At 74.1% G+C, this 22,901-nt stretch carries 22 protein-coding genes; 8 read left to right on the top strand and 14 right to left on the bottom strand.

Annotation, left to right across the window (positions count from 1 at the left end; translation table 11 throughout):
• Window positions 1-15: 15 nt before the first annotated feature.
• The 5 genes from QSK20_RS04265 (at window position 16) to QSK20_RS04245 (ending at window position 5,036) form a co-directional block, all read left to right on the top strand.
• On the top strand, window positions 16-1,725 hold the full coding sequence (locus QSK20_RS04265; RefSeq protein ID WP_285787243.1) for an alkaline phosphatase D family protein: 1,710 nt from the start codon (window positions 16-18) through the stop codon (window positions 1,723-1,725).
• Window positions 1,726-1,748: 23 nt separating this feature from the next.
• A complete protein-coding gene (locus tag QSK20_RS04260; protein ID WP_285787242.1) occupies window positions 1,749-2,201 on the top strand; it encodes a MarR family winged helix-turn-helix transcriptional regulator in 453 nt (150 codons plus the stop codon).
• Window positions 2,202-2,308: 107 nt separating this feature from the next.
• A complete protein-coding gene (locus QSK20_RS04255; protein ID WP_285787241.1) occupies window positions 2,309-3,928 on the top strand; it encodes an MDR family MFS transporter in 1,620 nt (539 codons plus the stop codon).
• An 11-nt stretch (window positions 3,929-3,939) separates the two neighbouring features.
• Entirely contained in the window at window positions 3,940-4,434 is a 495-nt protein-coding gene (locus tag QSK20_RS04250) for a universal stress protein (protein WP_285787240.1), read from the top strand.
• A gap of 86 nt (window positions 4,435-4,520) precedes the next feature.
• Window positions 4,521-5,036 (top strand): DinB family protein, encoded by a 516-nt coding sequence (locus tag QSK20_RS04245; protein WP_285787239.1) that lies wholly within the window; start codon window positions 4,521-4,523, stop codon window positions 5,034-5,036.
• 115 nt (window positions 5,037-5,151) lie between these two features.
• Here the strand turns inward: QSK20_RS04245 and QSK20_RS04240 are convergent, their stop codons facing one another.
• The 3 genes from QSK20_RS04240 to QSK20_RS04230 form a co-directional block, all read right to left on the bottom strand.
• Entirely contained in the window at window positions 5,152-5,772 is a 621-nt protein-coding gene (locus QSK20_RS04240) for an HAD-IA family hydrolase (protein ID WP_285787238.1), read from the bottom strand.
• Window positions 5,772-9,371: a chromosome segregation protein SMC gene (smc, locus tag QSK20_RS04235; protein ID WP_285787237.1), complete on the bottom strand. Its 3,600-nt coding sequence runs from the start codon at window positions 9,369-9,371 to the stop codon at window positions 5,772-5,774. Before smc ends, QSK20_RS04240 begins: the two co-directional genes overlap by 1 nt.
• Window positions 9,372-9,628: 257 nt before the next feature.
• Window positions 9,629-9,823: a hypothetical protein gene (locus tag QSK20_RS04230; protein ID WP_088980213.1), complete on the bottom strand. Its 195-nt coding sequence runs from the start codon at window positions 9,821-9,823 to the stop codon at window positions 9,629-9,631.
• A gap of 393 nt (window positions 9,824-10,216) precedes the next feature.
• On the opposite strand from QSK20_RS04230, the gene QSK20_RS04225 reads away from it, so the two are divergent.
• Complete coding sequence (locus QSK20_RS04225; RefSeq protein ID WP_502888839.1) at window positions 10,217-11,251, top strand: CAP domain-containing protein; 1,035 nt, start codon at window positions 10,217-10,219, stop codon at window positions 11,249-11,251.
• 45 nt (window positions 11,252-11,296) lie between these two features.
• Here the strand turns inward: QSK20_RS04225 and mutM are convergent, their stop codons facing one another.
• From mutM to QSK20_RS04175, 10 genes are all read right to left on the bottom strand, one after another.
• Window positions 11,297-12,154, bottom strand: coding sequence for a bifunctional DNA-formamidopyrimidine glycosylase/DNA-(apurinic or apyrimidinic site) lyase (gene mutM, locus QSK20_RS04220; RefSeq protein ID WP_285787235.1), 858 nt, complete (start codon window positions 12,152-12,154; stop codon window positions 11,297-11,299).
• Window positions 12,147-13,025 carry a ribonuclease III gene (rnc, locus tag QSK20_RS04215; RefSeq protein WP_285787234.1) on the bottom strand — a complete coding sequence of 293 codons (879 nt, stop codon included), beginning with the start codon at window positions 13,023-13,025 and terminating at the stop codon, window positions 12,147-12,149. Before rnc ends, mutM begins: the two co-directional genes overlap by 8 nt.
• Entirely contained in the window at window positions 13,022-14,059 is a 1,038-nt protein-coding gene (locus QSK20_RS04210) for a phosphate acyltransferase PlsX (RefSeq protein ID WP_285787233.1), read from the bottom strand. Before QSK20_RS04210 ends, rnc begins: the two co-directional genes overlap by 4 nt.
• A 66-nt stretch (window positions 14,060-14,125) precedes the next feature.
• On the bottom strand, window positions 14,126-14,299 hold the full coding sequence (rpmF, locus tag QSK20_RS04205) for a 50S ribosomal protein L32 (RefSeq protein ID WP_088963525.1): 174 nt from the start codon (window positions 14,297-14,299) through the stop codon (window positions 14,126-14,128).
• A gap of 5 nt (window positions 14,300-14,304) precedes the next feature.
• Entirely contained in the window at window positions 14,305-14,868 is a 564-nt protein-coding gene (locus QSK20_RS04200) for a YceD family protein (protein WP_285787232.1), read from the bottom strand.
• Window positions 14,869-14,980: 112 nt separating this feature from the next.
• Complete coding sequence (locus QSK20_RS04195; RefSeq protein WP_285787231.1) at window positions 14,981-15,478, bottom strand: hypothetical protein; 498 nt, start codon at window positions 15,476-15,478, stop codon at window positions 14,981-14,983.
• Between the two features lie 150 nt (window positions 15,479-15,628).
• Window positions 15,629-16,117 carry a pantetheine-phosphate adenylyltransferase gene (coaD, locus tag QSK20_RS04190; protein WP_088980219.1) on the bottom strand — a complete coding sequence of 163 codons (489 nt, stop codon included), beginning with the start codon at window positions 16,115-16,117 and terminating at the stop codon, window positions 15,629-15,631.
• Window positions 16,114-16,677 carry a 16S rRNA (guanine(966)-N(2))-methyltransferase RsmD gene (gene rsmD, locus QSK20_RS04185; protein ID WP_285787230.1) on the bottom strand — a complete coding sequence of 188 codons (564 nt, stop codon included), beginning with the start codon at window positions 16,675-16,677 and terminating at the stop codon, window positions 16,114-16,116. Before rsmD ends, coaD begins: the two co-directional genes overlap by 4 nt.
• A gap of 45 nt (window positions 16,678-16,722) precedes the next feature.
• The gene (gene recG, locus QSK20_RS04180) at window positions 16,723-18,921 is read right to left on the bottom strand and encodes an ATP-dependent DNA helicase RecG (RefSeq protein ID WP_285787229.1); all 2,199 of its coding nucleotides are present in this window, start codon (window positions 18,919-18,921) and stop codon (window positions 16,723-16,725) included.
• Entirely contained in the window at window positions 18,918-20,543 is a 1,626-nt protein-coding gene (locus QSK20_RS04175; RefSeq protein ID WP_285787228.1) for a DAK2 domain-containing protein, read from the bottom strand. Before QSK20_RS04175 ends, recG begins: the two co-directional genes overlap by 4 nt.
• Before the next feature lie 225 nt (window positions 20,544-20,768).
• On the opposite strand from QSK20_RS04175, the gene rpmB reads away from it, so the two are divergent.
• The gene (gene rpmB / locus QSK20_RS04170) at window positions 20,769-20,960 is read left to right on the top strand and encodes a 50S ribosomal protein L28 (RefSeq protein WP_011905179.1); all 192 of its coding nucleotides are present in this window, start codon (window positions 20,769-20,771) and stop codon (window positions 20,958-20,960) included.
• 184 nt (window positions 20,961-21,144) lie between these two features.
• Window positions 21,145-22,398, top strand: coding sequence for an ATP-grasp domain-containing protein (locus QSK20_RS04165; RefSeq protein WP_285787227.1), 1,254 nt, complete (start codon window positions 21,145-21,147; stop codon window positions 22,396-22,398).
• An 18-nt stretch (window positions 22,399-22,416) separates the two neighbouring features.
• On the opposite strand, the gene QSK20_RS04160 is transcribed toward QSK20_RS04165, so the two are convergent.
• Window positions 22,417-22,884 carry a GNAT family N-acetyltransferase gene (locus tag QSK20_RS04160; RefSeq protein WP_285787226.1) on the bottom strand — a complete coding sequence of 156 codons (468 nt, stop codon included), beginning with the start codon at window positions 22,882-22,884 and terminating at the stop codon, window positions 22,417-22,419.
• Window positions 22,885-22,901: the final 17 nt, after the last annotated feature.

Below are 22,901 nucleotides of genomic sequence, written 5' to 3'. Positions count from 1 at the left end.
CCCCGGAGGTCTTCCATGCCCAGTCCCCGCCTGCTCATCGGCCCGTTGCTGCGACGGGTCGTCGGCACGCGGGCCACCGTCTGGGTGGAGACCAGCGCGCCCGCGGTGGTCCGGGTCCGCACCGCCGACGGGGCCGAGGGCAGCGCGTCCACCTTCAGCGCGTACGACCACCACTACGCGCTGGTCGTGGTGGAGGGGCTCACCCCGGACAGCACGTCGACGTACGAGGTGCTGGTCGACGACGAGGTGGCCTGGCCGGAGCCGCGCAGCCCGTTCCCGCCGAGCGTGATCCGCACCCGGGCCGCCGACGACCGGGACCAGCCGGTCCGCCTGGTCTTCGGCTCGTGCCGGGAGACCACCCAGCACTCCACTGCCCGGAAGCTGCCGCCGGACGCGCTGGACGCGTACGCCCGGCGTCTGATGGCCGACGCGGACGGCCCGGACCGGCCCGACCTGCTGGTGCTCCTCGGCGACCAGGTCTACGCCGACGAGACCTCGCCCACGGTGCGGCGGCTGCTGCGTCGACGGCGGCGACGGCCGGCGGGCGCGCCGACCGACCAGGTGGTCAGCTTCGACGAGTACACCAAGCTCTACCTGGAGTCGTGGCGCGACCCGGAGATCCGCTGGCTGCTCTCCACCGTGCCGAGCGTGATGATCTTCGACGACCACGAGATCATCGACGACTGGAACACCTCGGCCGCCTGGCGGGCGGAGATGCGCGAGCAGCCCTGGTGGGCCGAGCGGATCGGCAGCGGCCTCGCCTCGTACTGGGTCTACCAGCACCTGGGCAACCTGTCCCCGGACGAGATCGCCACCGACCCGGTCTACACGCAGGTCGTCGCCGCCGGGGACGCCACCGAGGTGCTGCGCGAGTTCGGCCACCGGGTCGACACCGAGTCCGACCTGGCGCACGACACCGAGCGCTGGCGCGCGGTGCAGTACCAGTGGAGCTACGCGCTGGACCTGGGCCGGACCCGGCTGGTGATGCTGGACAACCGGTGCAGCCGGGTGTTGGAACCGGCCCAGCGGGCGATGCTCCCGCCGGGCGAGTGGGCCTGGTTCGTCGACCGGGCGCACGGCGTCTACGACCACCTGGTGGTCGGCTCGTCACTGCCCTGGCTGCTGCCCCCGGGCATCCACCACGTGGAGGCCTGGAACGAGAAGCTCGCCTCCTCCCGCCGGCCCTGGGTCGCGAACGCCTCCGAGAAGCTGCGCCGGGCGCTCGACCTGGAGCACTGGGCCGCCTTCCAGCGTTCCTTCGACGCGCTCGGGGCGCTCTTCGCCCGGATCGGCACCGGCTCCCCCGGCACGCCCGGGGACCGGGTCGGGGCCGGGCCGGCGTACGCCCCACCGGCGTCGATCAGCGTGCTCGGCGGGGACGTGCACCACTCGTACGTGGCGCGGGCGCGCTTCGGTGACGGCATGGTGACCCCGGTGCACCAGCTCACCTGCTCGCCGATCCACAACCAGGTGCCGGCCGGGATGCGCCCGTTGATGCGGCTGGGCTGGTCGGCGGGGCCCTCGGCGATGGTCCGCGCGCTGGCCCGCTCGGCCGGGGTGCGCCGTCCGTCGGTGCGGTGGCGCAAGCTCAGCGGCCCGTACTTCGGCAACGCGGTCGGCACCCTGCTGCACCGCCAGCGGGAGGCGGAGGTCACCATCGAGGGCACCACCAGCGACGGCAAGCTGCACCCGGTGGCGTACCGGCGACTGACGCGGGAGCGCTGAGCGGGGCACCGTACCCTCGTGGCGTGGACGATCAGCTACCGGAGCCGCTACGGACGGTGGAGCACGAGTTGACCACCCTGCTGCGGCGGGGCCGGACGGTCTCCTGGGGGCTGGTCAAGGAGGTGCACCCGCACCTCGAGCCGAACAGCTACAGCCTCCTGCTCTGGCTGCGGCGCAGCGGGTCGACCCGGCTGACCGACCTCTCCACCCGGCTCGGGGTCGGCAAGGGGACGCTCAGCCGGCAGATCCGGGGGCTGGAGGAGCTCGGGCTGGTCCGCCGGGAGCCGGATCCGCTGGACCGGCGGGCCGCCCAGCTCAGCCTGACCGAGGAGGGGCAACGCCGCTTCGACGCGGCACGCGGGACCCGGCTCGACGAGCTGGAGCGGGCCCTGGACGACTGGCCGACGGAGGACCTCGCGGAGTTCGCCCGGCTGCTGCGGCGGTTCAACCAGAGCTGGACTCCCGAGCGGGGCTGAGGCACGACTCACACCGGGAACAGGTCTCCACCTCCGAAAGTTGTTGCTTGAGGCAACCAAAGGTATACGGTTGCCCCGAACAACTTCTCGCCCCCGGAGGTATCACCATGTCCCAGGCCGCCGCGCCACCACGGACGACCCCGGTCGAGATGACCCACCGCCAGGTCCTGGAGGCCCTCTCCGGCCTGCTGCTGGGCCTGTTCGTCGCGATCCTCTCCTCCACGGTCGTCTCGAACGCGCTGCCCCGGATCATCACCGAACTGCGGGGCGGGCAGTCCGCCTACACCTGGGTGGTCACCTCGACGCTGCTCGCCACCACCGCCACCACCCCGCTCTGGGGCAAGCTCGCCGACCTGATGAGCAAGAAGGCGCTGGTCCAGATCTCGCTGGTGATCTACGTCTTCGGCTCGGTGCTGGCCGGACTCTCCCAGTCCACCGGGCAGTTGATCGCCTGCCGGGTGGTCCAGGGCATCGGGGCCGGCGGCCTCACCGCGCTGGCGCAGGTGATCATGGCCACGATGATCGCGCCCCGGGAGCGGGGCCGGTACAGCGGCTACCTCGGCGCGGTGATGGCGGTCGGCACCATCGGCGGCCCGCTCATCGGCGGCGTCATCGTGGACACCTCGTGGCTCGGCTGGCGCTGGTGCTTCTACGTCGGCGTGCCGTTTGCGATCGCCGCCCTGGTGGTGCTCCAGAAGACCCTGCGCCTGCCGGTGGTCCGACGCAAGGCGAAGATCGACTGGTGGGGCGCGACCCTGATCACCGCCGCCGTCTCGCTGCTGCTGGTCTGGGTCTCCCTCGCCGGCAACCGGTACGCCTGGGCCTCCTGGCAGACCGTCGCGATGGTGGGTGGGGCGCTGCTGCTCGGCGCGCTGGCGGTCCGGGTCGAGACCCGGGCGGCCGAGCCGGTCATCCCGCCGAAGCTGTTCCGCAACCGCACCATCACCCTGGCGACGGTGGCCAGCGTCGCGGTCGGCGTCGGCATGTTCGGCGCGTCGGTCTTCCTCGGCCAGTACTTCCAGATCAGCCGGGGCCAGAGCCCGACCATGTCCGGCCTGATGACCATGCCGATGATCCTCGGCCTGCTGGTCTCCTCCACCCTGACCGGCCGGATCATCACGAAGACCGGCCGGTGGAAGCGGTACCTGGTGGCCGGCTCGGCGCTGCTCACCCTCGGTTTCGCCCTGATGGGCACGGTCCGCTACGACACGAACTTCTGGCTGCTCAGCGTCTACATGGCGGTCATCGGCGTCGGAGTGGGCATGACCATGCAGAACCTGGTGCTGGCGGTGCAGAACACCGTGGGCGCGCACGAACTGGGCGCGGCCAGCTCGGTGGTGGCCTTCTTCCGCAGCCTCGGCGGCGCGGTCGGCGTCTCCGCGCTCGGCGCGGTGCTCGGCCACCGGGTGCAGGGCTACCTCGCCGACGGCCTGGCCCGGCTCGGCATCCCCACCGGCGGCGCGGCCGACGGCGGAGTCCTGCCGGACGTGCACGCCCTGCCCGGCCCGGTGCGCATCGTGGTGGAGAGCGCCTACGGCCACGGCGCCGGGGACATCTTCCTGGTCGCCACCCCGTTCGCCCTGATCGCGCTGATCGCGGTCTGCTTCATCCGGGAGGTGCCGCTGCGGCGGCACAACGAGCCGCTGGCCGACGAGGTCGAGCGGGAGTCGACGGTGGCCACCGGGGCCGGCGCGGCGGTGGTCCGCGTCTCCGGCGAGCGGAACTGAGGGGCCGGGCCGTGAGCGTCGGAGCGCCGGACCGGGAGGAGTACGGCCCCCGGTCCCGGCCGCTACCCTTCGAACGCGGCACGGACGGGCCCCGGGTGGTGCTCGTCGGGGTGGACGGCACCCGGACGTCGCTGCGGGCCGCGTCGTACGCGGCGGGGCTCGCCCGGCGGCAGGGCGCCGCCCTGGTCGTGGTCCTCGTCCACTCCCCCACCCTCTACACCGCGCTGGCCGAGGGCGTGGTGGCCGGGGTGGTGCAGCGTACCCACGACGACCTCGCCGCCGAGCTGCGCGCGGAGTGCCGCCGCGAGGCGGAGAGCCTGGGCCTGCCGGTCACCTTCCTGTCCCGGCGCGGCGACGCGTACGCCGAACTCTCCGCCGCCGCCGACGAGACCCTCGCCGACCTGGTCGTGGTCGGCGCCTCCGAGCAGGCCGGGCACCGCCTGGTCGGTTCCGTCGCCACCCGCCTGGTCCGCGCCGGCCGCTGGCCGGTCGTGGTGGTGCCCTGAGGCCGTCTCCGGCCGGGACGGGCGGCGTCCCCGGTCGCCGGCAAATCCGGTCGCCCGTTGTCACCCCGGGCGACCAGGATGACCGGATGACCTGGAGAGCACCGCAGACCACCCGTACCCCGGAACCCCTCGTCGGCGACGAGCGCACCATGCTGGAGGGCTGGCTCGACTACCACCGGCAGACGTTGCCGCTCAAGTGCGCCGGCCTGACCGCCGAGCAGCTCCGCACGCCCAGCGTGGAGCCGTCCGGGCTGACCCTGCTCGGCCTGGTGCGGCACATGGCCGAGGTGGAGGCCTGGTGGTTCCGGGAGAACGCCGCCGGGGAGACGGTCGACTACCCGTACTTCACCGAGGCCGACCCGGACGCCGACTTCGACGTGACCGACGCCGACGCCGAGGCCGACCTGGCCGTCTTCCACCGACAGGTCGAGCTGGCCCGGGCCGCCGCCGCAGGACGCTCCCTCGACGAGACCTTCACCGACCGGCGCGGCCGGGAACGGAACCTGCGCTGGGTGTACGTCCACATGATCGAGGAGTACGCCCGGCACAACGGCCACGCCGACCTGATCCGGGAACGCATCGACGGGGTCACCGGCGACTGACCCGCCCAGCCCCGCCGGGACGGGGCGTGCGGCGATGCTGCCGTGCGGAGGCTGTCGAGCTGCCCCGTCCGTGCGCCCGCCCGCCGGGGACGTCGCCACGCCCCGGCGGTCGGCGTCAGTACGCCAGCGCGGCCCGGACGTACCGCAGCCCCTCCGGCCCGCTCCACCGGTACGCCGACAGCCCGGCCACCCGGGCGCCGCTGATCATCCGGTCGTCGTCGTCGACGAAGAGCACCCGGTCCGGCGGGGTGCGCAACGCCTCGCAGGCGGCCCGGAAGTACTCCTTCGCCGGCTTGTGCACGCCGAGCGCCGAGGAGTTGACCACCGCGTCCAACTCGTCGGTCAGGCCGAGCGCCGCGAGGTCGGCGTCGAGCAGGTCGGTGGCGTTGGTGGCCAACCCGACCGGGATCCCGGCGGCCCGCACCTCACGGACGAACGCGAGCACGTCCGGGTCCACCTCACCCCGGTACGTCTGCCACTCCGTCACCGCCGCCCGCGCCCGCTCGGCGTCCACCGACTGGCTGGCCAGCGCGTCGGCCACGCTGGTCATCCAGTCGGCGTGGCTGACGCGCCCCACCAGCACCGGCTGGAGCCGTCCCCAGTGCATGGCGATGTCACCGAGCACGCCGGGGGTCAGCCCGTACCGCTGTTCCACCCCCGCCGCCACGGCCGGATCCCAGCGCCGCAGGACGCCGTCGAAGTCCACCAGGAGCGCCGTCGCGCGTTCCCGAGCCACTACTGAATCTCCTCGCTGCCGCGGAGCGGCTGGTCCTTGAGCCGTTGGCTGATCACCTGGGTCACGCCGTTGCGCATGGTCACCCCGTACAGGGCGTCGGCGACCTCCATCGTCCGCTTCTGGTGGGTGATGACGATCAGCTGGCTCTTCTCCCGCAACTGTGCCATCAGGGTGATCAACCGGCCCAGGTTGACGTCGTCGAGGGCCGCCTCGACCTCGTCCATGATGTAGAACGGGCTGGGCCGGGCCCGGAAGATCGCCACCAGCATCGCCACCGCGGTCAGCGACCGCTCCCCGCCGGAGAGCAGCGAGAGCCGCTTGATCTTCTTGCCGGGCGGCCGGGCCTCCACCTCCACGCCGGTGGTGAGCAGGTCGTCCGGCTCGGTGAGCACCAGCCGCCCCTCGCCGCCGGGGAAGAGCACCGTGAAGACCTGCTGGAACTCCCGCGCGGTGTCCTCGAAGGCGCTGGCGAAGACCTCCAGGATGCGGTCGTCGACGTCCTTGACCACGGTGAGCAGGTCACGGCGGGTGGCCTTGAGGTCCTCCAACTGCTCGGAGAGGAACTTGTACCGCTCCTCCAGGGCGGCGAACTCCTCCAGGGCGAGCGGGTTGACCTTGCCGAGCAGGGCCAGCTCGCGTTCCGCCTTCGCGGCCCGCTTCTCCTGCGCCGGACGCTCGTAGCGGACCGGATCGGGCACCGGCGTCCCGTCCCGCTCGGCGGCGGCCACGTCCGCCTGGGTGGGGGGCACCAGCTGGTCCGGGCCGTACTCGCCGATCAGGGCGGCCACGTCCAGCCCGAAGTCCTCGGCGGCCTTCGCCTCCAGCTGCTCGATGCGCAGCCGCTGCTCGGCGCGGGCCACCTCGTCCCGGTGCACCTGGCTGGTCAACCGCTCCAGCTCCGCGCCGAGCCGCTTGGCCGCGCCGCGTACCTCGGAGAGCTCGGCCTCCCGCGCGGCGCGCTCGCGCGCCACCGCGTCGCGGTGCTCCTCGGCCCGGGCGGTCGAGGTGGCCAACCGGGCCAGGGTCTCGCGGGCGCCACCGGCCACCGCCCGGGCGATGGCCGCTCCCCGGGTACGCGCCGCCCGGCGGGCCGCCGCGCGTTCCCGGGCAGCTCGTTCGGCGCTGGCCTGCCGGCGCAGCGAGTCGGCCCGACCGGCGATCGAGGAGACCCGCTCCTCGGCGGTCCGCACCGCGAGCCGGACCTCCATCTCGTTCTGCCGGGCCTGCGGCACCATCGCGGCCAGCTGGTCGCGTTCCTCACTCGACGGTTCGGCGTCGATCGGGGTGGCCTCGGCCAGCCGGAGGCGTTCCGCCAGCTCGGCGAGGGTCGTCAGGTCCCGTTCGCGGGCCGCCTGGGCCCGGGCCAGGGATTCACCGAGCCGGTCGGTCTCCCCCTTGGCGCTGCGGGCGGCGGCCCCGAGTTCGGCCAGCCGCCGGGCGGCGGCGTTGCGGTGGCTCTCCGCCTCCCGCTTGGCGGCGGCGGCGTGCTGCACCGCCTCCTTCGCGCCGGCCACCTCGGCCCGCGCGTCCACGAGCTGCTCGCGTAGCTCGGCACTGGCCTGCTCGGCGGCGAGCCGGTTCGACCGGGCCTCCTCGACGGCGGCGGTCACCTCGATGAAGCTGGGTGCCTTCGCCGAGCCGCCGGCCGCCGCGTACGCCCCGACCACGTCACCGTCCGGGGTGACCGCGCGCAGCTCCGGGTTGGCGGCGACCGCCTCGGCGGCGGCGGCGAGGTCGTCGACGAGCACCACGTCCCGCAGCGCCCGGTGCACCGCCGGGCGGAGCTGCGCCGCGCACTCGACCAGGTCGGGCGCCCAGCGGGCGTTGTCGGGCAGTTTCGGACGCAGCGCGTCGGCGGGACCGTCCATGCCGGGTCCGGCCGGGCTGCCGACCAGCAGTCCGGCCCGGCCGGCGTCGGAGATCTTCAGCAGCCGCATCGCCTCGACCGCCTCGTCGACCCCGGTGACCGCGACCGCGTCGGCCAGTCCGCCGAGCGCGGCGGCGAGGGCCGCCTCGTGACCGGGGGCGACGGTGAGCAGCCCGGCCAGGCTGCCGAGCAGGCCGGGCACGTCGCCGGCGCGGGCGAGCAGCGCGCCCGCCCCGTCCTTGCGGCGCAGGCCGAGGGCGAGCGCCTCCTCCCGGGCCTTCCAGGTGGCGGCGTCCTTCTCGGCCGACCGTTCGGCGTCGGTCAGCGCACGGACGCCGGCCTGCGCCTTCTCGTGGGCGGCGACCGCCTCGGCGTGCCGGGCGTCCAGCTCGGCGTTGTCCCGGTCCGCCTCGGTGGACTGCTCGGCCACCGCGTCCAGCTCGCCCTGCGCCTGCTCGGCGCGCGTCATCGCGTCGGTGTGGGCGGCGGCGAGGCGCTCGATCTCCTCCCCGGCGCTGGTGGTCCGGGCCCGGGCGGAGTTGACCTGGCCGGTGAGCCGGGCCAGCCCCTCGCGCCGGTCCGCGATGGCCTTCGCCGCGGCGACCAGTTCCCGCTCGGCGGCGGCGAGCTGCCGTTCCAGCTCCTGACGGTGCTCCACCGCCTCGGCCAGGCGGACCTGGTCCTCGGTGAGCGCCGCGCGCAGGTCCTCCTCCTGCTCACGGACCCGCTCCGCCTCCGCCTCCAACTGGTCCGGGTCGCGGCCGGGACGCTCGTCGTCCGGCGTGGCGCTGAGGTGGCGCAGCCGTTCCCGGGCGAGCTGCTCGATCGAGCGGAACCGCTCGGAGAGCGCGGAGAGCTTGTACCAGGTGTCCTGGGCGGCGGCGAGCAGCGGCGCGTCCTCGGCGAGCGCCGCCTCCAGCTCACCGAGGCGCTGCTGCACCTGGGTGTGCTCCTCCTCGACCTGCTCGCGGCGCTCGCGCAGGGCCGCCTCGTCGGCGATCTCCCGGTCGAGCGTGGCGCGCAGGGTCGCCAGGTCGTCGGCGAGCAGCCGCAGCCGGGCGTCACGCAGGTTGGCCTGGATGGCGGCGGCCCGGCGCGCCACCTCGGCCTGCCGGCCCAACGGTTTGAGCTGACGGCGCAGCTCGGCGGTGAGGTCGGTGAGCCGGTTGAGGTTGGTCTGCATCGCGTCGAGCTTCCGCAGCGCCTTCTCCTTGCGCTTGCGGTGCTTCAGGACGCCCGCGGCCTCCTCGATGAAGGCCCGCCGGTCCTCCGGCTTGGCGTGCAGCATGCCGTCGAGCCGGCCCTGGCCGACGATGATGTGCATCTCCCGGCCGATGCCGGAGTCCGACAGCAGTTCCTGGATGTCGAGCAGGCGGCAGGAGTCGCCGTTGATCTCGTATTCGCTCTCGCCGGAGCGGAACATCCGGCGGGTGATGGAGACCTCGGTGTACTCGATCGGCAGCGCGCCGTCGGTGTTGTCGATGGTCAGGGTCACCTCGGCCCGGCCGAGCGGGGCCCGGCCGGCGGTGCCGGCGAAGATGACGTCCTCCATCTTGCCGCCGCGCAGCGCCTTGGCGCCCTGTTCACCCAGCACCCAGGCGATGGCGTCGACGACGTTGGACTTGCCGGAGCCGTTCGGCCCCACCACGCAGGTGATGCCCGGTTCCAGCTTGAGCGTCGTGGCGGAGGCGAAGGACTTGAACCCCTTCACCGTCAGGCTCTTGAGATGCACCTTCTCGATCCTCGTCCGGTGGCCGCCGTACCGTCGCGGGCTGCCGCGCCGGGCTCGGTTGCCGTGCCGTTGTGGGCCGCGCGGACCTGGTCAACCCGCAGACTAACCCGCTGCCGGACGGGCCGGCGCATGCGACCCACCCCGCGGCGGGACGGAGGACGGAGGGTGAACGAGCGGTGCACAGAGCTGCGCGCCGGCACATACGTGTCGGCGCGCGTTTTCTTTCTGCTGCGATTCAGTTGTCCGGTGACCGGAGATCAGGTCAGCGCGGGCTCGGCCAGCCGGAGCAGGTCGTCCGCCTCCGAAGCCGCAGCCACGAGCCGATCGTTCTCGGCCCGCAGACGCGTGATCTCGAACTCCAGTGCCTGAACCCTGGCACGCAGCCGGGTGACCTCGTCGAGCAGGCGCCGGTCGGACGCCGCACCAACGTGGCCGTACAGGGCCTTCGCCATTTTGAACTCCTCGATATGCGCTGCCGGAAAGGCCGGCCAACGCGCGCCCACTGGTTCGCGGCTGCCATGCCGAGGAAAATTCGGGCATGACTGGGCGCGACTGGCGACACCTATATATTGGGCCGCCAACCCCCCGTTCGTCAAGTTCCCGCAGGCCGTGGATCATCACCGTGTCAACCCGAATGTCACTCGGATCGCCGTCAGGCACGGACGGTCAATGTCCGGACCGCATCACTGTAACTCCGCAGCGTTCCGAAGCGGTTACCTCACGAACACGTTTCGCCTTAACTCTTCCTTAGCGGCATTGCCGCTGCTCAGACCCGCGCCGTAGCGTCACCCCGGCCCGTGAACCCGACCCGTGGAGGCACAGGAGTGTACGGCTGGACCGACCCGATGGAACCGGACCGCGCCGAACGGCGCCCCGAGCCGCCGACGGAGGAGCCACCGTACTGGGACAACGGCCGCCCGATGCCCCGGTCGGCGTACCTGTTCGGGGACGAACCGGACGAGCCCACCGTCGGCCGGCACGACGGGCCACCCGCCGGCCACCGGCACGGGGAGCGACGCGACGGCTACGCGTGGGCCGGTGAGACGCACCACATCCCGCCGGTCGACCGGGACCGAACCCGCCCCGCCCCGGACGCGGTCCCGCACCGGAGCGTCGGCGCCCCGGTCGGCGACGGCCGCCACCGGTCGCGTCGCCGGTTCCCCCGACCGTTCCTGGTCGTGGGCGCCGCCGCGGCGGCCACGCTCGTGGTGGCCGTCGGCGTCGGCGCGGTACTGCTGCCCGACGACGAACCGCCCGCCACCGTCACCGCCGAGGAGGTGCCGGTGGCCCCGCCCCTGCCCGGCTCCGACCTGCCCCCCTCGGCGTCGGCCAGCGCCAGCCCGTCCCCGACCGTCCCGGCCAGCCCGACCCCCTCGCCCAGCCGGAGCGTCAAGCCGACGCCGGCCCCGAGCCGCACCACCGCGCCGTCACGGCGCACCGTCGAGCGGCCCAGCACCCCGACCACCCGGGCCACGACCGCCGCCGCCCCGGCCACCGGCGGCACCGAGCAGGCCCAGGTCGTCGCCCTGGTCAACGCCGAGCGGGCCAAGGCCGGCTGCGGCGCGGTCAGCGTGGACGCCAAGCTCACCACCGCCGCGCAGCGGCACAGCGAGGACCAGGCCGCCACCCGGAAGATGTCGCACACCGGGAGCGACGGCAGCAACGTCGGCGACCGCCTCGACCGGGTCGGCTACGACTGGCGCGGCTACGGCGAGAACGTCGCCTGGAACCAGCAGACCCCGGCCGCGGTCATGTCCGCCTGGATGAACAGCTCCGGCCACCGGGCCAACATCCTGAACTGCGCGTTCACCGAGATCGGCGTCGGGGTGGCGCGCAGCAACGGTCCGTACTGGACGCAGGTCTTCGGCACCCCCGGCTGACCTCTTCCGCCGCCGCGCGGCGCTCCGGCGTCGCGCGGCGTCCGGTCAGGCGCGCGCGGCCGTACGGGGACGGGGCTGACAGCGGGGGCAGCTGTACGACGACCGGTTCATGAACGGCTCCCGTCGGATCGGCGCACCGCACCGCCGGCACGGCTCACCCTCCCGGCCGTACACGTTCAGGGACCGGTCGAAGTAGCCGCTCTCGCCGTTGACGTTGACGTACAGCGCGTCGAAGCTCGTCCCGCCGACCGTGATCGCCTCGCCCAGCACGTCCCGGACGTGGCCGAGCAGCCGGGTCACGGCCGGGCCGGTCAACGCGTCGGTGGGCCGGGCACCGTGCAGTCCGGACCGCCAGAGCGCCTCGTCGGCGTAGATGTTGCCGACCCCGGAGATCAGGGTCTGGTCGAGCAGGGCCCGCTTCACCTCGGTACGCCGCCGCCGCATCGCGCCGACGAACCCGGCGTCGGAGAACTCCGGGTCCATCGGGTCCCGGGCGATGTGGGCGATCTCGGCGGGCAGCTCCGACCCACCGGCGGAGACGGCGAGACCGCCGAACGTGCGCTGGTCGACGAAACGCAGCTCCGGCCCGTCGTCGGCGAAGGTGAACCGGACCCGTAGGTGCAGCTCGTCGGGGGCCTCGGCGGGTTGGACGAGAAGTTGACCGGACATCCCGAGGTGCCCGACCAGCGCGTCCCCGCTGTCCAGCGGCAGCCAGAGGTACTTCCCGCGCCGCCGGACGTCCCGGACGGTCCGGCCGGTGAGCACGTCCGCGAAGTGCGCCGCGCCGGGCAGGTGCCGGCGTACCGCCCGGGGGTGCCGCACCTGCACCGCGACCACCCGTCGTCCGGTGACCCAGCGGGCCAGTCCCTGCCGGACCGTCTCGACCTCGGGCAGCTCAGGCACGGCCGGACTCCGGGCGTCCGTCGAGGGTGGCGTCGGCGGCGACCCGGCCGTCGGGCAGGTCGACCACGACCATCTCGGCGACGGCGGCGGGCGCACCGGTCGGGGCGGTCTCGGTGCGGGCCTCCGGGGCAGCGTCCTCCGGGGCGGCGGCGTCGGCCTCGGCCTGCTCGGTCAGGGTGCGCCAGGCAGACTCGGCCGCCCGCTGCTCGGCCTCCTTCTTGCTGCGCCCCTCCGCGCCGCCGTACCGGTTGCCGGCGACCACCACCCAGGCGGTGAAGGTCTTCAGGTGGTCCGGGCCGGCCCCCTCGATGCGGTACTCCGGCACCCCCAGGCCGAGCGCCGCGGTCAGCTCCTGGAGGCTGGTCTTCCAGTCCAGCGCCGCGCCCCGGCCGGCCGACTCGGCCATCAGCGGGTCGAAGAGCCGGTGGATGACCTCCGCCGCGGTGTCCAGGCCGTACTGGAGGTAGATCGCGCCGAGCAGCGCCTCCAGGGTGTCCGCCAGGATGCTGGCCTTGTCCCGACCGCCGGTCGCCTCCTCGCCCTTGCCGAGGAGGAGGTACTGACCGAGCCCCTCCGGCCCCAGTCCCCGGGCCACCTCGGCCAACGCGCGCATGTTGACCACGCTGGCCCGCAGCTTCGCCAGCTGCCCCTCGGGGAGGTCCGGATGGTTGCGGAAGAGCGCGGTCGTGATGACCACGCCGAGCACCGAGTCACCGAGGAACTCCAGCCGCTCGTTGGTGGGCAGGCCACCGTTCTCGTACGCGAACGAGCGGTGGGTCAGCGCACGCTCCAGCAGTTCCGGATCCAGCGACACGCCGAAGGCCGCCTCCAGATGGCCCACCGGGGCGCGGTGGCGCTTGTCGTTGCTCATGGGATCACCTCGGTGTGCGTGGTGCGGTCGGGAGTGTCGGTGGGGCGACCGGCGGAGAGCAGGGAGGCGACCCGGGCCGTGGCGTCACGCCGCCACAGGTGGGCGGCGAGCGCGATACCGGAGGCGACGTCCTTCCCGCGCGCGGCGCCGTGGCACACGACCACCGTCCCGGCCACGCCGAGCAGGGCCGCGGCCCGCGGCACGCCGCCACCCTCCGGCGGCCCACCGGCCATCGCGTACGCGCCCTCGATCGCCTTGAGCAGCACGTTACCGGTGAAGCCGTCGGTCACCACCACATCGGCACGCCCGCCGAGCGCGACGTCGTAGCCCTCGACCAGGCCGACGTACCGGCCGTCGCAGGGCAACGACAGCGCGGCCAGGAGCGGGTCGGCGGCCCGGCGGAGCCGGTCCCCCTTGCCGGGTTCGGTGCCGACGGAGAGCAGGCCGACCCGGGGGCCGGTGACCGTGTGGGCGACCGCGGCGTACGCCGTGCCGAGCACGGCGTGCCGGGCGAGCGTGGTGCTCCGGGGCTCCAGGGAGCCGCCCACGTCGAGCAGCACCACCGGACCGGCGACCGCCGGCAGGGTGGCGACCAGCGCCGGACGCCGTACGTCCGGCCAGCGGCCGAGGCCGAGCGCGGCGGCGGTGACCGTCGCGCCGGTCGACCCGGCGGAGACGACCGCGTCCGCCGTTCCCTCGGCCACCGCGGCGACCGCCGCCCGGACGGTCGTCACGGCCCGGGGGGCCCGGGTGGGTTGGTCGGCCATGGTGACGGCGTGCCGGACCTGACGTACGGTCACCCGGCTGCGCTGCTCCGGGGTGAGTACGTCGACGAGCCCGCCGGCCACCTCGGAGGGGCCGACGAGCAGCAGATGCAGGTTCGGGTCGGCGCGCAGGGCCCGCAGAGCGCCGTCAACCACGACGGCGGGTGCGCGGTCCCCGCCGAGGAGGTCAACGGCGATCCGCGCGGTGCCCGGCTCCTCCACCGGAACGCCGGCCGGGAGAACCCGGCCGGCGTCGGAGGGAGCCGGCACACCGGGCGATCGCCTGGACGTGCGCGCCACCCGACCCGAGGTCGGAGGCGTCACCCGGCGTCCAGGTCAGACCTCGAGGACCTGGCGGCCGTTGTAGGTGCCGCAGACGGAGCAGGCGGCGTGCGGCAGCTTGGCCGACTTGCACTGCGGGCAGGCCACGGTCGCGACCACGGCCGCCTTCCAGTTCGCCCGGCGGGACCGGGTGTTGCTGCGCGACATCTTGCGCTTCGGGACGGCCACGGTTCTTACTCCTCTTTACGGGTCAGTTGCGACAGGCCCGCCCAACGCGGGTCGATCTGCTGGTGACTGTGGTCGGCCGGCAGCTCGTCCCGATGCACCCCGCACTCGGGGCACAGTCCTGGGCAGTCCTCCCGGCAGCGCGGGTTGGTCGGCAGCATGAGCACCACCGCGTCCCGCAGCGCCGGCTCCAGGTCGATCAGATCGCCCTGCATCCGGCCCACCTCGTCCTCCTCGGTCGTGGCGTCCGTGGTGCTGTTCTCGTACGCGTACAGCTCCTGGATCGTCACGGCCACGGATTCGTTGATCTCCCGGAGGCACCGGCCGCACTCGCCCCGGACGGGACCGGAGACCCGCCCCGAGACGAGCACGCCCTCGGACACCGACTCCAACCTCAGATCGAGGTCGAGGTCCGCGCCCTCCGGCACGCTGATCAACTCCACGCCGAGGTCGGACGGCGCCGGGACCACCCGCTTGACCGTACGCAGAGCGCCAGGCCGGCGTGGTAGCTCCCTCGTGTCGAGGACCAGCGGCGACCTGGGGTCGAGGTGCGATGGCGAGTGCTTGGGCATAGTCAGACTCCGGCCGTGGACAGGCCGACACAAGAGGTTACCTGGACCGTCGCCCCACCGTCGAACCGGGGGCGACAGCCAGCCGCACCCCGGCCGGCCGCTGAGGTGCCGCTCAGAAGGTTAGCGGGCGCTCCGAGTCGTCGCCCCCGAAGGTCCCGATCTCCCGCAGCGCGTGCATCTTGTCCCGGCCACGCTCGATCGAGGCGAGGGCCCGGGTCAGGAACTGCTCGAAGTTGGCCAACGCGGTGTCGACGTAGTCGTCGACCTCCTCACGCAGCCGCTGGGCCTCGGCGCGGGCCTCGGCGATGATCCGCGCGCCCTCGTGCTCGGCGGAGACGGTGATCTCGTTGACCGAGACCAGCCGCGCGTGCTCGGCCTCACCCTCACTGATGATCCGGTCGGCCTCCCGCTTACCGGCGTCCATGATCTTGTCCCGCTCCCCGAGGAGCACCGCGGCCCGGCGCAGGTCGGCGGGGAGTTCGGCGCGCAACTCGTCCAGCGCGGCGATCATCTCCCCCCGGTCGACCATGCAGTTGTTCCGGGACATCGGGACGGAACGCGCCGTCTCCACCATGGCGATCAGTTCGTCGATGCGGTCGAGCGGGTCCACCGGTGTACCTCACTCCTGTCGTCGTCGGCCGACCACCATGATGCGGTCCACGGCCGGGTTCGTGCTGCACCCATCATGCGGGGTACGGGCGAGCGCCGGACCATCCCGCCCGCCCGGCGCGTCGCCACGCCGTCCGCGCGCGCGGACGGATCAGCCGGGCCGCTCGACGGTCAACCGGGCCCGCAACTGCTCCCGGACCAGGTCGGGCACGTGCGGCGAGACGTCCCCGCCCCACTTCGCGACGTCCTTGACCAGGCTGGAGGAGAGGAACGAGTAGAGCGGGTTGGTCGGCATGAAGAGCGTCTCCACCCCGGCCAGGCCGATGTTCATCTGGGCCATCTGGAGCTCGTAGTCGAAGTCGCTGACCGCTCGCAGCCCCTTGACCAGGACACTCGCCTGCTGTTCCCGACAGAAGTCGACAAGCAGACCCTGGAAGGACGCCACCCGGACGTTGTCGTAGGAGGCGGTCACCTCCCGCAGCATGGCGATCCGCTCGTCGACGGTGAACAGACCACTCTTCGACTGGTTGACCAGCACACCGACGATGACCTCGTCGAAAAGCCGGCTGGCCCGGCCGATGATGTCGAGGTGACCGTTGGTGACCGGGTCGAACGAGCCGGGACAGACCGCACGTCTCATGATCGGCGACCGTACCAAAGAGTGGTCTCGCCGTAACGCCGGCTGCGTTCGGCGGTGATCCCCTCCACCCACTCCACCGGCCCGGACCGGCTCGCCCGCTCGACCACCACCAGGGCGTCGGGGGCCAGCCAGCCACCGTCGACCAACGCGGTCAGGACCGCGGTGACCTCCCGGTCCGGCACCGCGTACGGCGGGTCGGCGAAGACCAGGTCGTACGGTCCGCCCTCCGGGCCGGCGGCGAGCGCGGTGGACACCTTCCCGGTCACCAGCCGGGCGGTCGGAGCGGCCCGGAGCAGGGCGATGTTCTCCCGCACCACCCGGGCGGCACGCGCGTCGGACTCGACCAGCAGCACGTGCCCCGCACCCCGGGACACCGCCTCCAGCCCGACCGCGCCGGAGCCGGCGTAGAGGTCGGCCACCCGGGCCCCGGTCAGGTCGAGGCTCGCCTCGACCGCGCTGAACAACGCCTCACGCACCCGGTCGGAGGTCGGTCGGGTGCCGCCGCCGGGCGGCGCGGCGATCCGCCGACCGCCGAGCGTCCCGGCCACGATCCGGGTCACCGTCGCCTCCTGTCCATGGCCCAGACGCTACGCGACACGCCGGGCTCAGCCCTTCTCCAGGTACTCGGCCCGCTCCTCGTCCACCAGGGCGGCCACCGAGGCGGCCAGGGCGGGGTGCCGGGCCAGCTCCGGGTCCTCCTCGACCAGGGTGATCGCCTCGGCACGGGCGTCGCGGATCAGGTCGGCGTCCCGCAGCAGGGAGAGCAGCCGCAGGTGCGAGCGGCGGCCGGACTGGGTCGCGCCGAGCACGTCGCCCTCCCGGCGCTGCTCCAGGTCGAGTTCGGCGAGCTTGAAGCCGTCGGTGGTGGAGGCGACGGCGTCCAACCGTTCCCGGGCCGGGGTGCCCTCGGTCGCCTCGGTGACCAGCAGGCAGAGCCCGGCGGCCGAGCCCCGCCCGACCCGGCCGCGCAACTGGTGCAGCTGGGAGACGCCGAACCGGTCCGCGTCGAGGACGATCATCACGGTGGCGTTGGGCACGTTCACGCCCACCTCGACCACCGTGGTGGCGACCAGCACGTCCAGCTCGCCGGCGGCGAAGGAACGCATCACCGCGTCCTTCTCGTCGGCGGGCAGCTTCCCGTGCAGTATCCCGATCCGCAGCCCGTGCAGCGGCCCCTCGGCGAGCAGCGGAGCAACCTCGGTCACGGCCAGGGGTGGCCGCCGCCCGGTGTCGTCCTCCTTCGGGGCCTCCTCCTCGGACTGCGGACCCTCGCCGATCCGGGGACAGACCACGTACGCCTGGTGGCCGGCGGCGACCTCCTCGCGCAACCGACGCCAGGCCCGGTCCAGGTAGGCCGGCTTCTCGGCGGCCGGCACCACGTGCGAGGCGATCGGCGAGCGCCCCTGCGGCAGCTGGGCGAGGGTGGAGACCTCCAGATCGCCGTAGACGGTCATGGCGACCGTCCGGGGGATCGGCGTGGCGGTCATCACCAGCACGTGCGGCGGCTGGTCGGCCTTGGCCCGCAACGCGTCGCGCTGCTCCACGCCGAAGCGGTGCTGCTCGTCGACCACCACCAGACCCAGGTCGGCGAAGTCGACGCCCTCGTAGAGCAGGGCGTGGGTGCCGAGCACGATCCCGGCACGGCCCTCGGCGACCTCGGCGAGGGCCCGACGGCGGGCCGCCGCGCCGAGCGAACCGGTGACCAGCTCGACCCGGGTGGCGTGGTCGGCAGCCCCCAGCTCACCGGCCTGCGCCAGCGGACCGAGCAGCTCCTGGATGCCCCGGTGGTGCTGGGCGGCGAGCACCTCGGTCGGGGCGAGCAGCGCCGCCTGCCCACCGGCGTCGACCACCTGGAGCATGGCCCGCAACGCGACCAGGGTCTTGCCGGAGCCGACCTCGCCCTGCAACAGCCGGTGCATCGGGTGCGCGGTGCCCAGGTCGGCCGCGATCTCCCGGCCGACGTCCCGCTGGCCGCCGGTCAGCTCGTACGGCAGGCGGGCGTCGAACGCGGCGAGCAGCCCGTCCGGCTTCGGCGGTCGGGGGCGGGCCGGCCAGTCCGCGGCGCGGAGCTTGCGCTGCACCAGGGTCACCTGGACGGCGAACGCCTCGTCCCACTTGAGCCGTCGCCGGGCCCGGTAGAGGGCCTCCTTGGTGGACGGCCGGTGGATCTCCCGCAGCGCCACGTCCAGGCCGACCAGGTTGCGGGTGGCGCGCATGGTCCCCGGCAACGGATCCTCCGGCGGGGTGAGGGTGTCCAGCACCATCCGCACGCACTTGGCGATCACCCAGGTGGGCACCGCCGCCGCGGCCGGGTAGACCGGGATCAGCGCCCCGGCGAACTCCTCGACCTCCTCGTTCGCCGCCGCCTCGCCCTCGCCGCCCTCGCCGAGCAGCACGTACTCCGGGCCGTTGAGCTGGCGTTTCCCCCGGAACTCGGTCACCTTGCCGGCGAACAGCCCCCACCGGCCGGGACGCAGCTCCCGTTCCCGCCAGGCCTGGTTGCCGAAGAAGGTCAGGGTGAGCGTGCCGCCGGAGCCGTCCCCGACGGTCACCTCCAGCAGGTTGCCCCGGCGCTGCCGCATCGGGCGCACCGCCGTGCGCTGCACCTGGGCCAGCACGGTCACCTGCTCGCCGACGTCCAGCGCGCGGATGTCGGTGTGCTCGCCGCGCTCGTCGTACCGGCGGGGGAAGTGGTAGACCAGGTCGCCGGCGGTGTGCAGGTCGAGGTGGCCGGCGAGGGCCTTGGCGGTCTTCTCCCCGACCAGCTTCTTCAGCGGCGTGTCCACCGTGGACGACTCGGTCATTCGACCCCCACCAGGAGCGGATAGTGCGGTTGGCCCCCGGCGTACGCCTGGACCTCGACGAACGGCCAACGCCGGGTGACGTGCGCCCGGACCGCGTCGACCAGCCCGGCCGGGGCGTCCGCCCCGGTGAGCAGGGTGACCAGTTCCCCGCCGCCGCCGAGCATCCGGTCCAGCAGGGCGGTGCAGGTGTCGAGCAGGTCGACACCGATCAGGTGCACCTCCCCCTCGACCAGGGCGAGCACGTCGCCCGGACGGCACGGGCCGGCGACGGTGAGCGCCTCCCGGCGGGCGTGGCAGACCTCGGCGTACCGGCAGGCCCCGGCGGCCTCGGCCATCGCGATGACGTCGTCCTCGAAGGAGCGGGACGGATCACGGACGGCGAGCGCGGCGAGCGCCTGCACCGGCGAACGGGTCGGCACCACGCTCACCTTCACCCCGAACGGGTGGGCCTGGCGCACGACCTCCCCGGCGACCGACGCGGTGGCGGCGTCGTTCGGCAGCACCACCACCCGGGCCGCGCCGGTCGCCCGGACCGCGTCGAGCAGTTCCCCGATCGAGGGGTTGGCCGGGACCACGGCCGCGCCCTCCCGGGCGAAGACCGCGGCGATGCCCGCGCCGGGAGCCACCACCACGGCCGCCCGGGCCGCGCCGTCCGGGGTGGGCGTCGGGGTCGGCGTCGGCTGGTCGGCGAAACGGGTCACCGAGATCCGGTACGGCCGTCCGGCCTCCACCCCGGCCTCGACCGCCGCGCCGACGTCGTTGACGTGGACGTGGACGTTCCAGGTGCCGGGCTCCCCCGGTGGCGGGTCGTCGCCGACCACCACCAGCGAGTCGCCGAGCGTGTCGAGGGTGGCCCGCATCCGGGCCACCGCCGCCGGCTCGGCGTCGAGCAGGAACTGCACCTCGTAGGCGTACGCGTCGGAGCCGGTCTCGCGGGCGGCGCTGGCCGGCGGGCGGACCGGACGGCGCTCCGGGGCCGGGCGGTCGGGCGCCTCCCCGGTGACCACCTCGACCAGGGCGTCGAGCAGCAGGCAGAGGCCCCGCCCACCGGCGTCGACCACTCCGGCGCGGGCCAGCGCCGGCAACTGCTCGGGCGTGCGCGCCAGCGCCCGGCTCGCCGCGCCGGCCGCCGCGTGGGCGACCACGCGGAGATCGTCGCTGGCCGCCTCCGTCGCCCCGGCCGCGGCGGCGGCCACCACGGTGAGCAGCGTCCCCTCGACGGGGTGGGCGACCGCCCCCCGGGCGGCGGCGGACGCGCCCCGCAGCGCCTCGGCGAGGGCCCGGCCCCGGACGACCGGGGTGGCGACGAGGGCGTCGGCCAGGCCGCGCAGGATCTGCGCGAGGATCACCCCGGAGTTGCCCCGGGCGCCGAGCAACGCCCCGCGCGCCACCAGGCGCAACGCGTGGCCGTGCGGGGTGGCTCCGCCCTCCGGTGAGGTGTCGAGGTCCATCCCCAGGGCATGCTGGGCGGAGGTGAGGGTGAGCACCAGGTTGGTGCCGGTGTCGCCGTCGGGTACCGGATAGACGTTCAGCTCGTCGATCTCGCCCTGGTGACGGCGCAGCGCCGCGAGCCCGACGGCGCACCAGCGGCGCACCGCGGCAGCGTCCAGGGTCTCCAGCACGGCGGAAAGCCTACTGGCGGGTGCCGACAGCCGCCGGACATCGCCGGCCGCGTCGGACGGCCGGAAGCCGTTCGGGGAGTCCTCCCGGGTACCGTCACGAGGTGTCGGGGCCGTCCGGCCGGGTGCCGGTTGGCTGGTCTGCGGGGGCATCGGGTAACCTGACCAGGTTGCCCGGGCAGCACCTGCCGGCGACCCTCGTGAACGAACAAATCCCAGGAGTATCCCGTGGCTAGCGTGTGCGACGTCTGTGGCAAGGGGCCGGGCTTCGGCCACAACGTGTCCCACTCGCACCGGCGGACCAACCGCCGCTGGAACCCGAACATCCAGTCGGTGCGTACCCCGGCCGGTGGCGGCAACACCAAGAAGCTCAAGGTCTGCACCTCGTGCATCAAGGCCGGCAAGGTCACCCGCGCCTGACGCGGTAACACCGCGCCCCACCGTCGTCACTGCCGGCGGACCCCCGTGGTCCGCCGGCACTGTCGTGTACGCCCAGGGCACCGCCGTGCCCGGTCGCCGCGCCTCCCACAGCGCGCCCAGCGCCCTCCCCGCCCCGCGGCGGAGCCGGCCTTCCCCGCGATCGAACCACCCGGAGGGCCGACCCGTGGCGCTACGCCTCGCCCGAGACGAGATGATCATCGTCGGGGTGCCGCCGGGCGTACTCGGCGTGCTGGGTGAGCTGCTTCCGGCCGGCTGCGCCGTGATCGTCGAGGATCCGGCGCTGATCCGCCGGCGTGACCTGTCCCGGGCGCTGGCCGGGATGCCGTTCGTCTCCCGGATCGTGCCGGCGGCGTACCAGCAGGACGCCTTCGACGTCGACGCGCTGCTGGCGGCCGAGCCGGCGCTCGCCACCGCCCGGCTGGTCATGCCCGGCGTCGAGTACGCGGTCACCGCCGCCGCCCGGCTCGCCGAACGGCTCGGCCTGCCCGGTGCCGGGGTGTCCGCCGCCGAGACCTTCACCGACAAGCACCGCCTGCGCCGGCTCGCCGCCGGCCACGGCCTGCCCAACCCGGCGTACGCGCTGGTCCGGACGCCGGCCGAGGCGGAGGCGTTCGTCCGGCGGGTGGGCGGACGGTGCGTGCTCAAGCCGACCCGGCGCGCGGGCAGCCTCGGCGTGCAGTTCGTCGACGACCCGGACACGGTGGCCGCCGTCTGGGCGGCCACCACGGACCCGCCCGGCTCCGAGGAGGATGCCGGGGTGCCCACCGAGGTGCTGGTCGAGGCCGCCCTGACCGGTTCGGAGCACAGCGTCGAACTGCTGGTGGCCGAGGGCGAGGTGATCTTCGGCAACGTCACGGACAAGCGGGTGCTGCCGGGCCGGTATCCGGTGGAGACCGGGCACACCGTCCCGTCCGGACTGCCCGGGGCACAGTGCCGCGTCCTGCTCGACGTCGCCGGCCGGCTGGCCCGGACAGCCGGGTTCCGCACCGGCGTGCTGCACAGCGAGTGGATCCTCGCAGACGGGGTGCCGACCCTGGTGGAGTGCGCCGCCCGGCTTCCCGGCGACCTCATCGCCGCGCTGATCACGGTGGCGTACGAGGCGTCGTTCGTCGAGGCGTACCTGCGGGTGCTCCTCGGGGAACGCCCGGCGCTGCCGGCCCGCGCGGTCGCGGCGGCGGCGGTGGAGTTCCTGGTCGCCCCACCCGGCACGGTCACCGCGATCGGGGACGTCCGCCAGGCCAGCCGGGTGCCCGGTCTGCTCGACCTGCGGCTGGACGTGGCGGTCGGCGACCGGGTGGCCGAGCTGGTCTCCTCCCGGCAGCGCTGCGGTCACGTGCTGGCCTGGGGTGCCGACCCGACCGGGGCGGCACACACCGCACGGCGGGCCGTCGAGCTGATCCGGCTCGCGGTGGCCTGACTCCCGGCGGCGTGGCCGTCAGAGCGTACGACCGAAGGAGACGCAGCCCGGGGCGTCCCGGTAGTACCCGAAGTTGGGGATCCGCTCGTAGCCGGCCGCCTGGTACATGGCGATCGCCTCGGGTTGCCGGTCCCCGCACTCCAGGACGATCCGCTTGCGGCCCTGTTCCCGCGCCGAACGCTCCACCGCCGCCAGCACCGCCCGGGCCACTCCCCTGCCCCGGGCCGCCGGGGTGGTGTACATCCGCTTGACCTCCGCCACCTCACCGGTGTCGCCGTGACTGCGCCAGCCGCCGCAGCCGAGCGGCTCCCCGTCCCGGTAGGCCACCAGGAACGCCCCGTCCGGCGGCTCGAACTCGGCCGCGTCGACCGGGGTGTCGTCGCCGCTGCCGCCGTACCGGGCGGCCAGGTCGGCCAGGGCCGCCCGGACCAGGCGCTGCGCCACCTCGGCGTCGAAGCGCAGCACGCGGATCTCGATGTCGCTCACCCCGGCAGGGTACGACC

This window comes from Micromonospora sp. NBRC 101691 (assembly GCF_030269285.1).
Classification (GTDB): Bacteria; Actinomycetota; Actinomycetes; order Mycobacteriales; family Micromonosporaceae; genus Micromonospora; species Micromonospora echinospora.
This window is presented reverse-complemented; position numbering and strand designations above follow the sequence as displayed.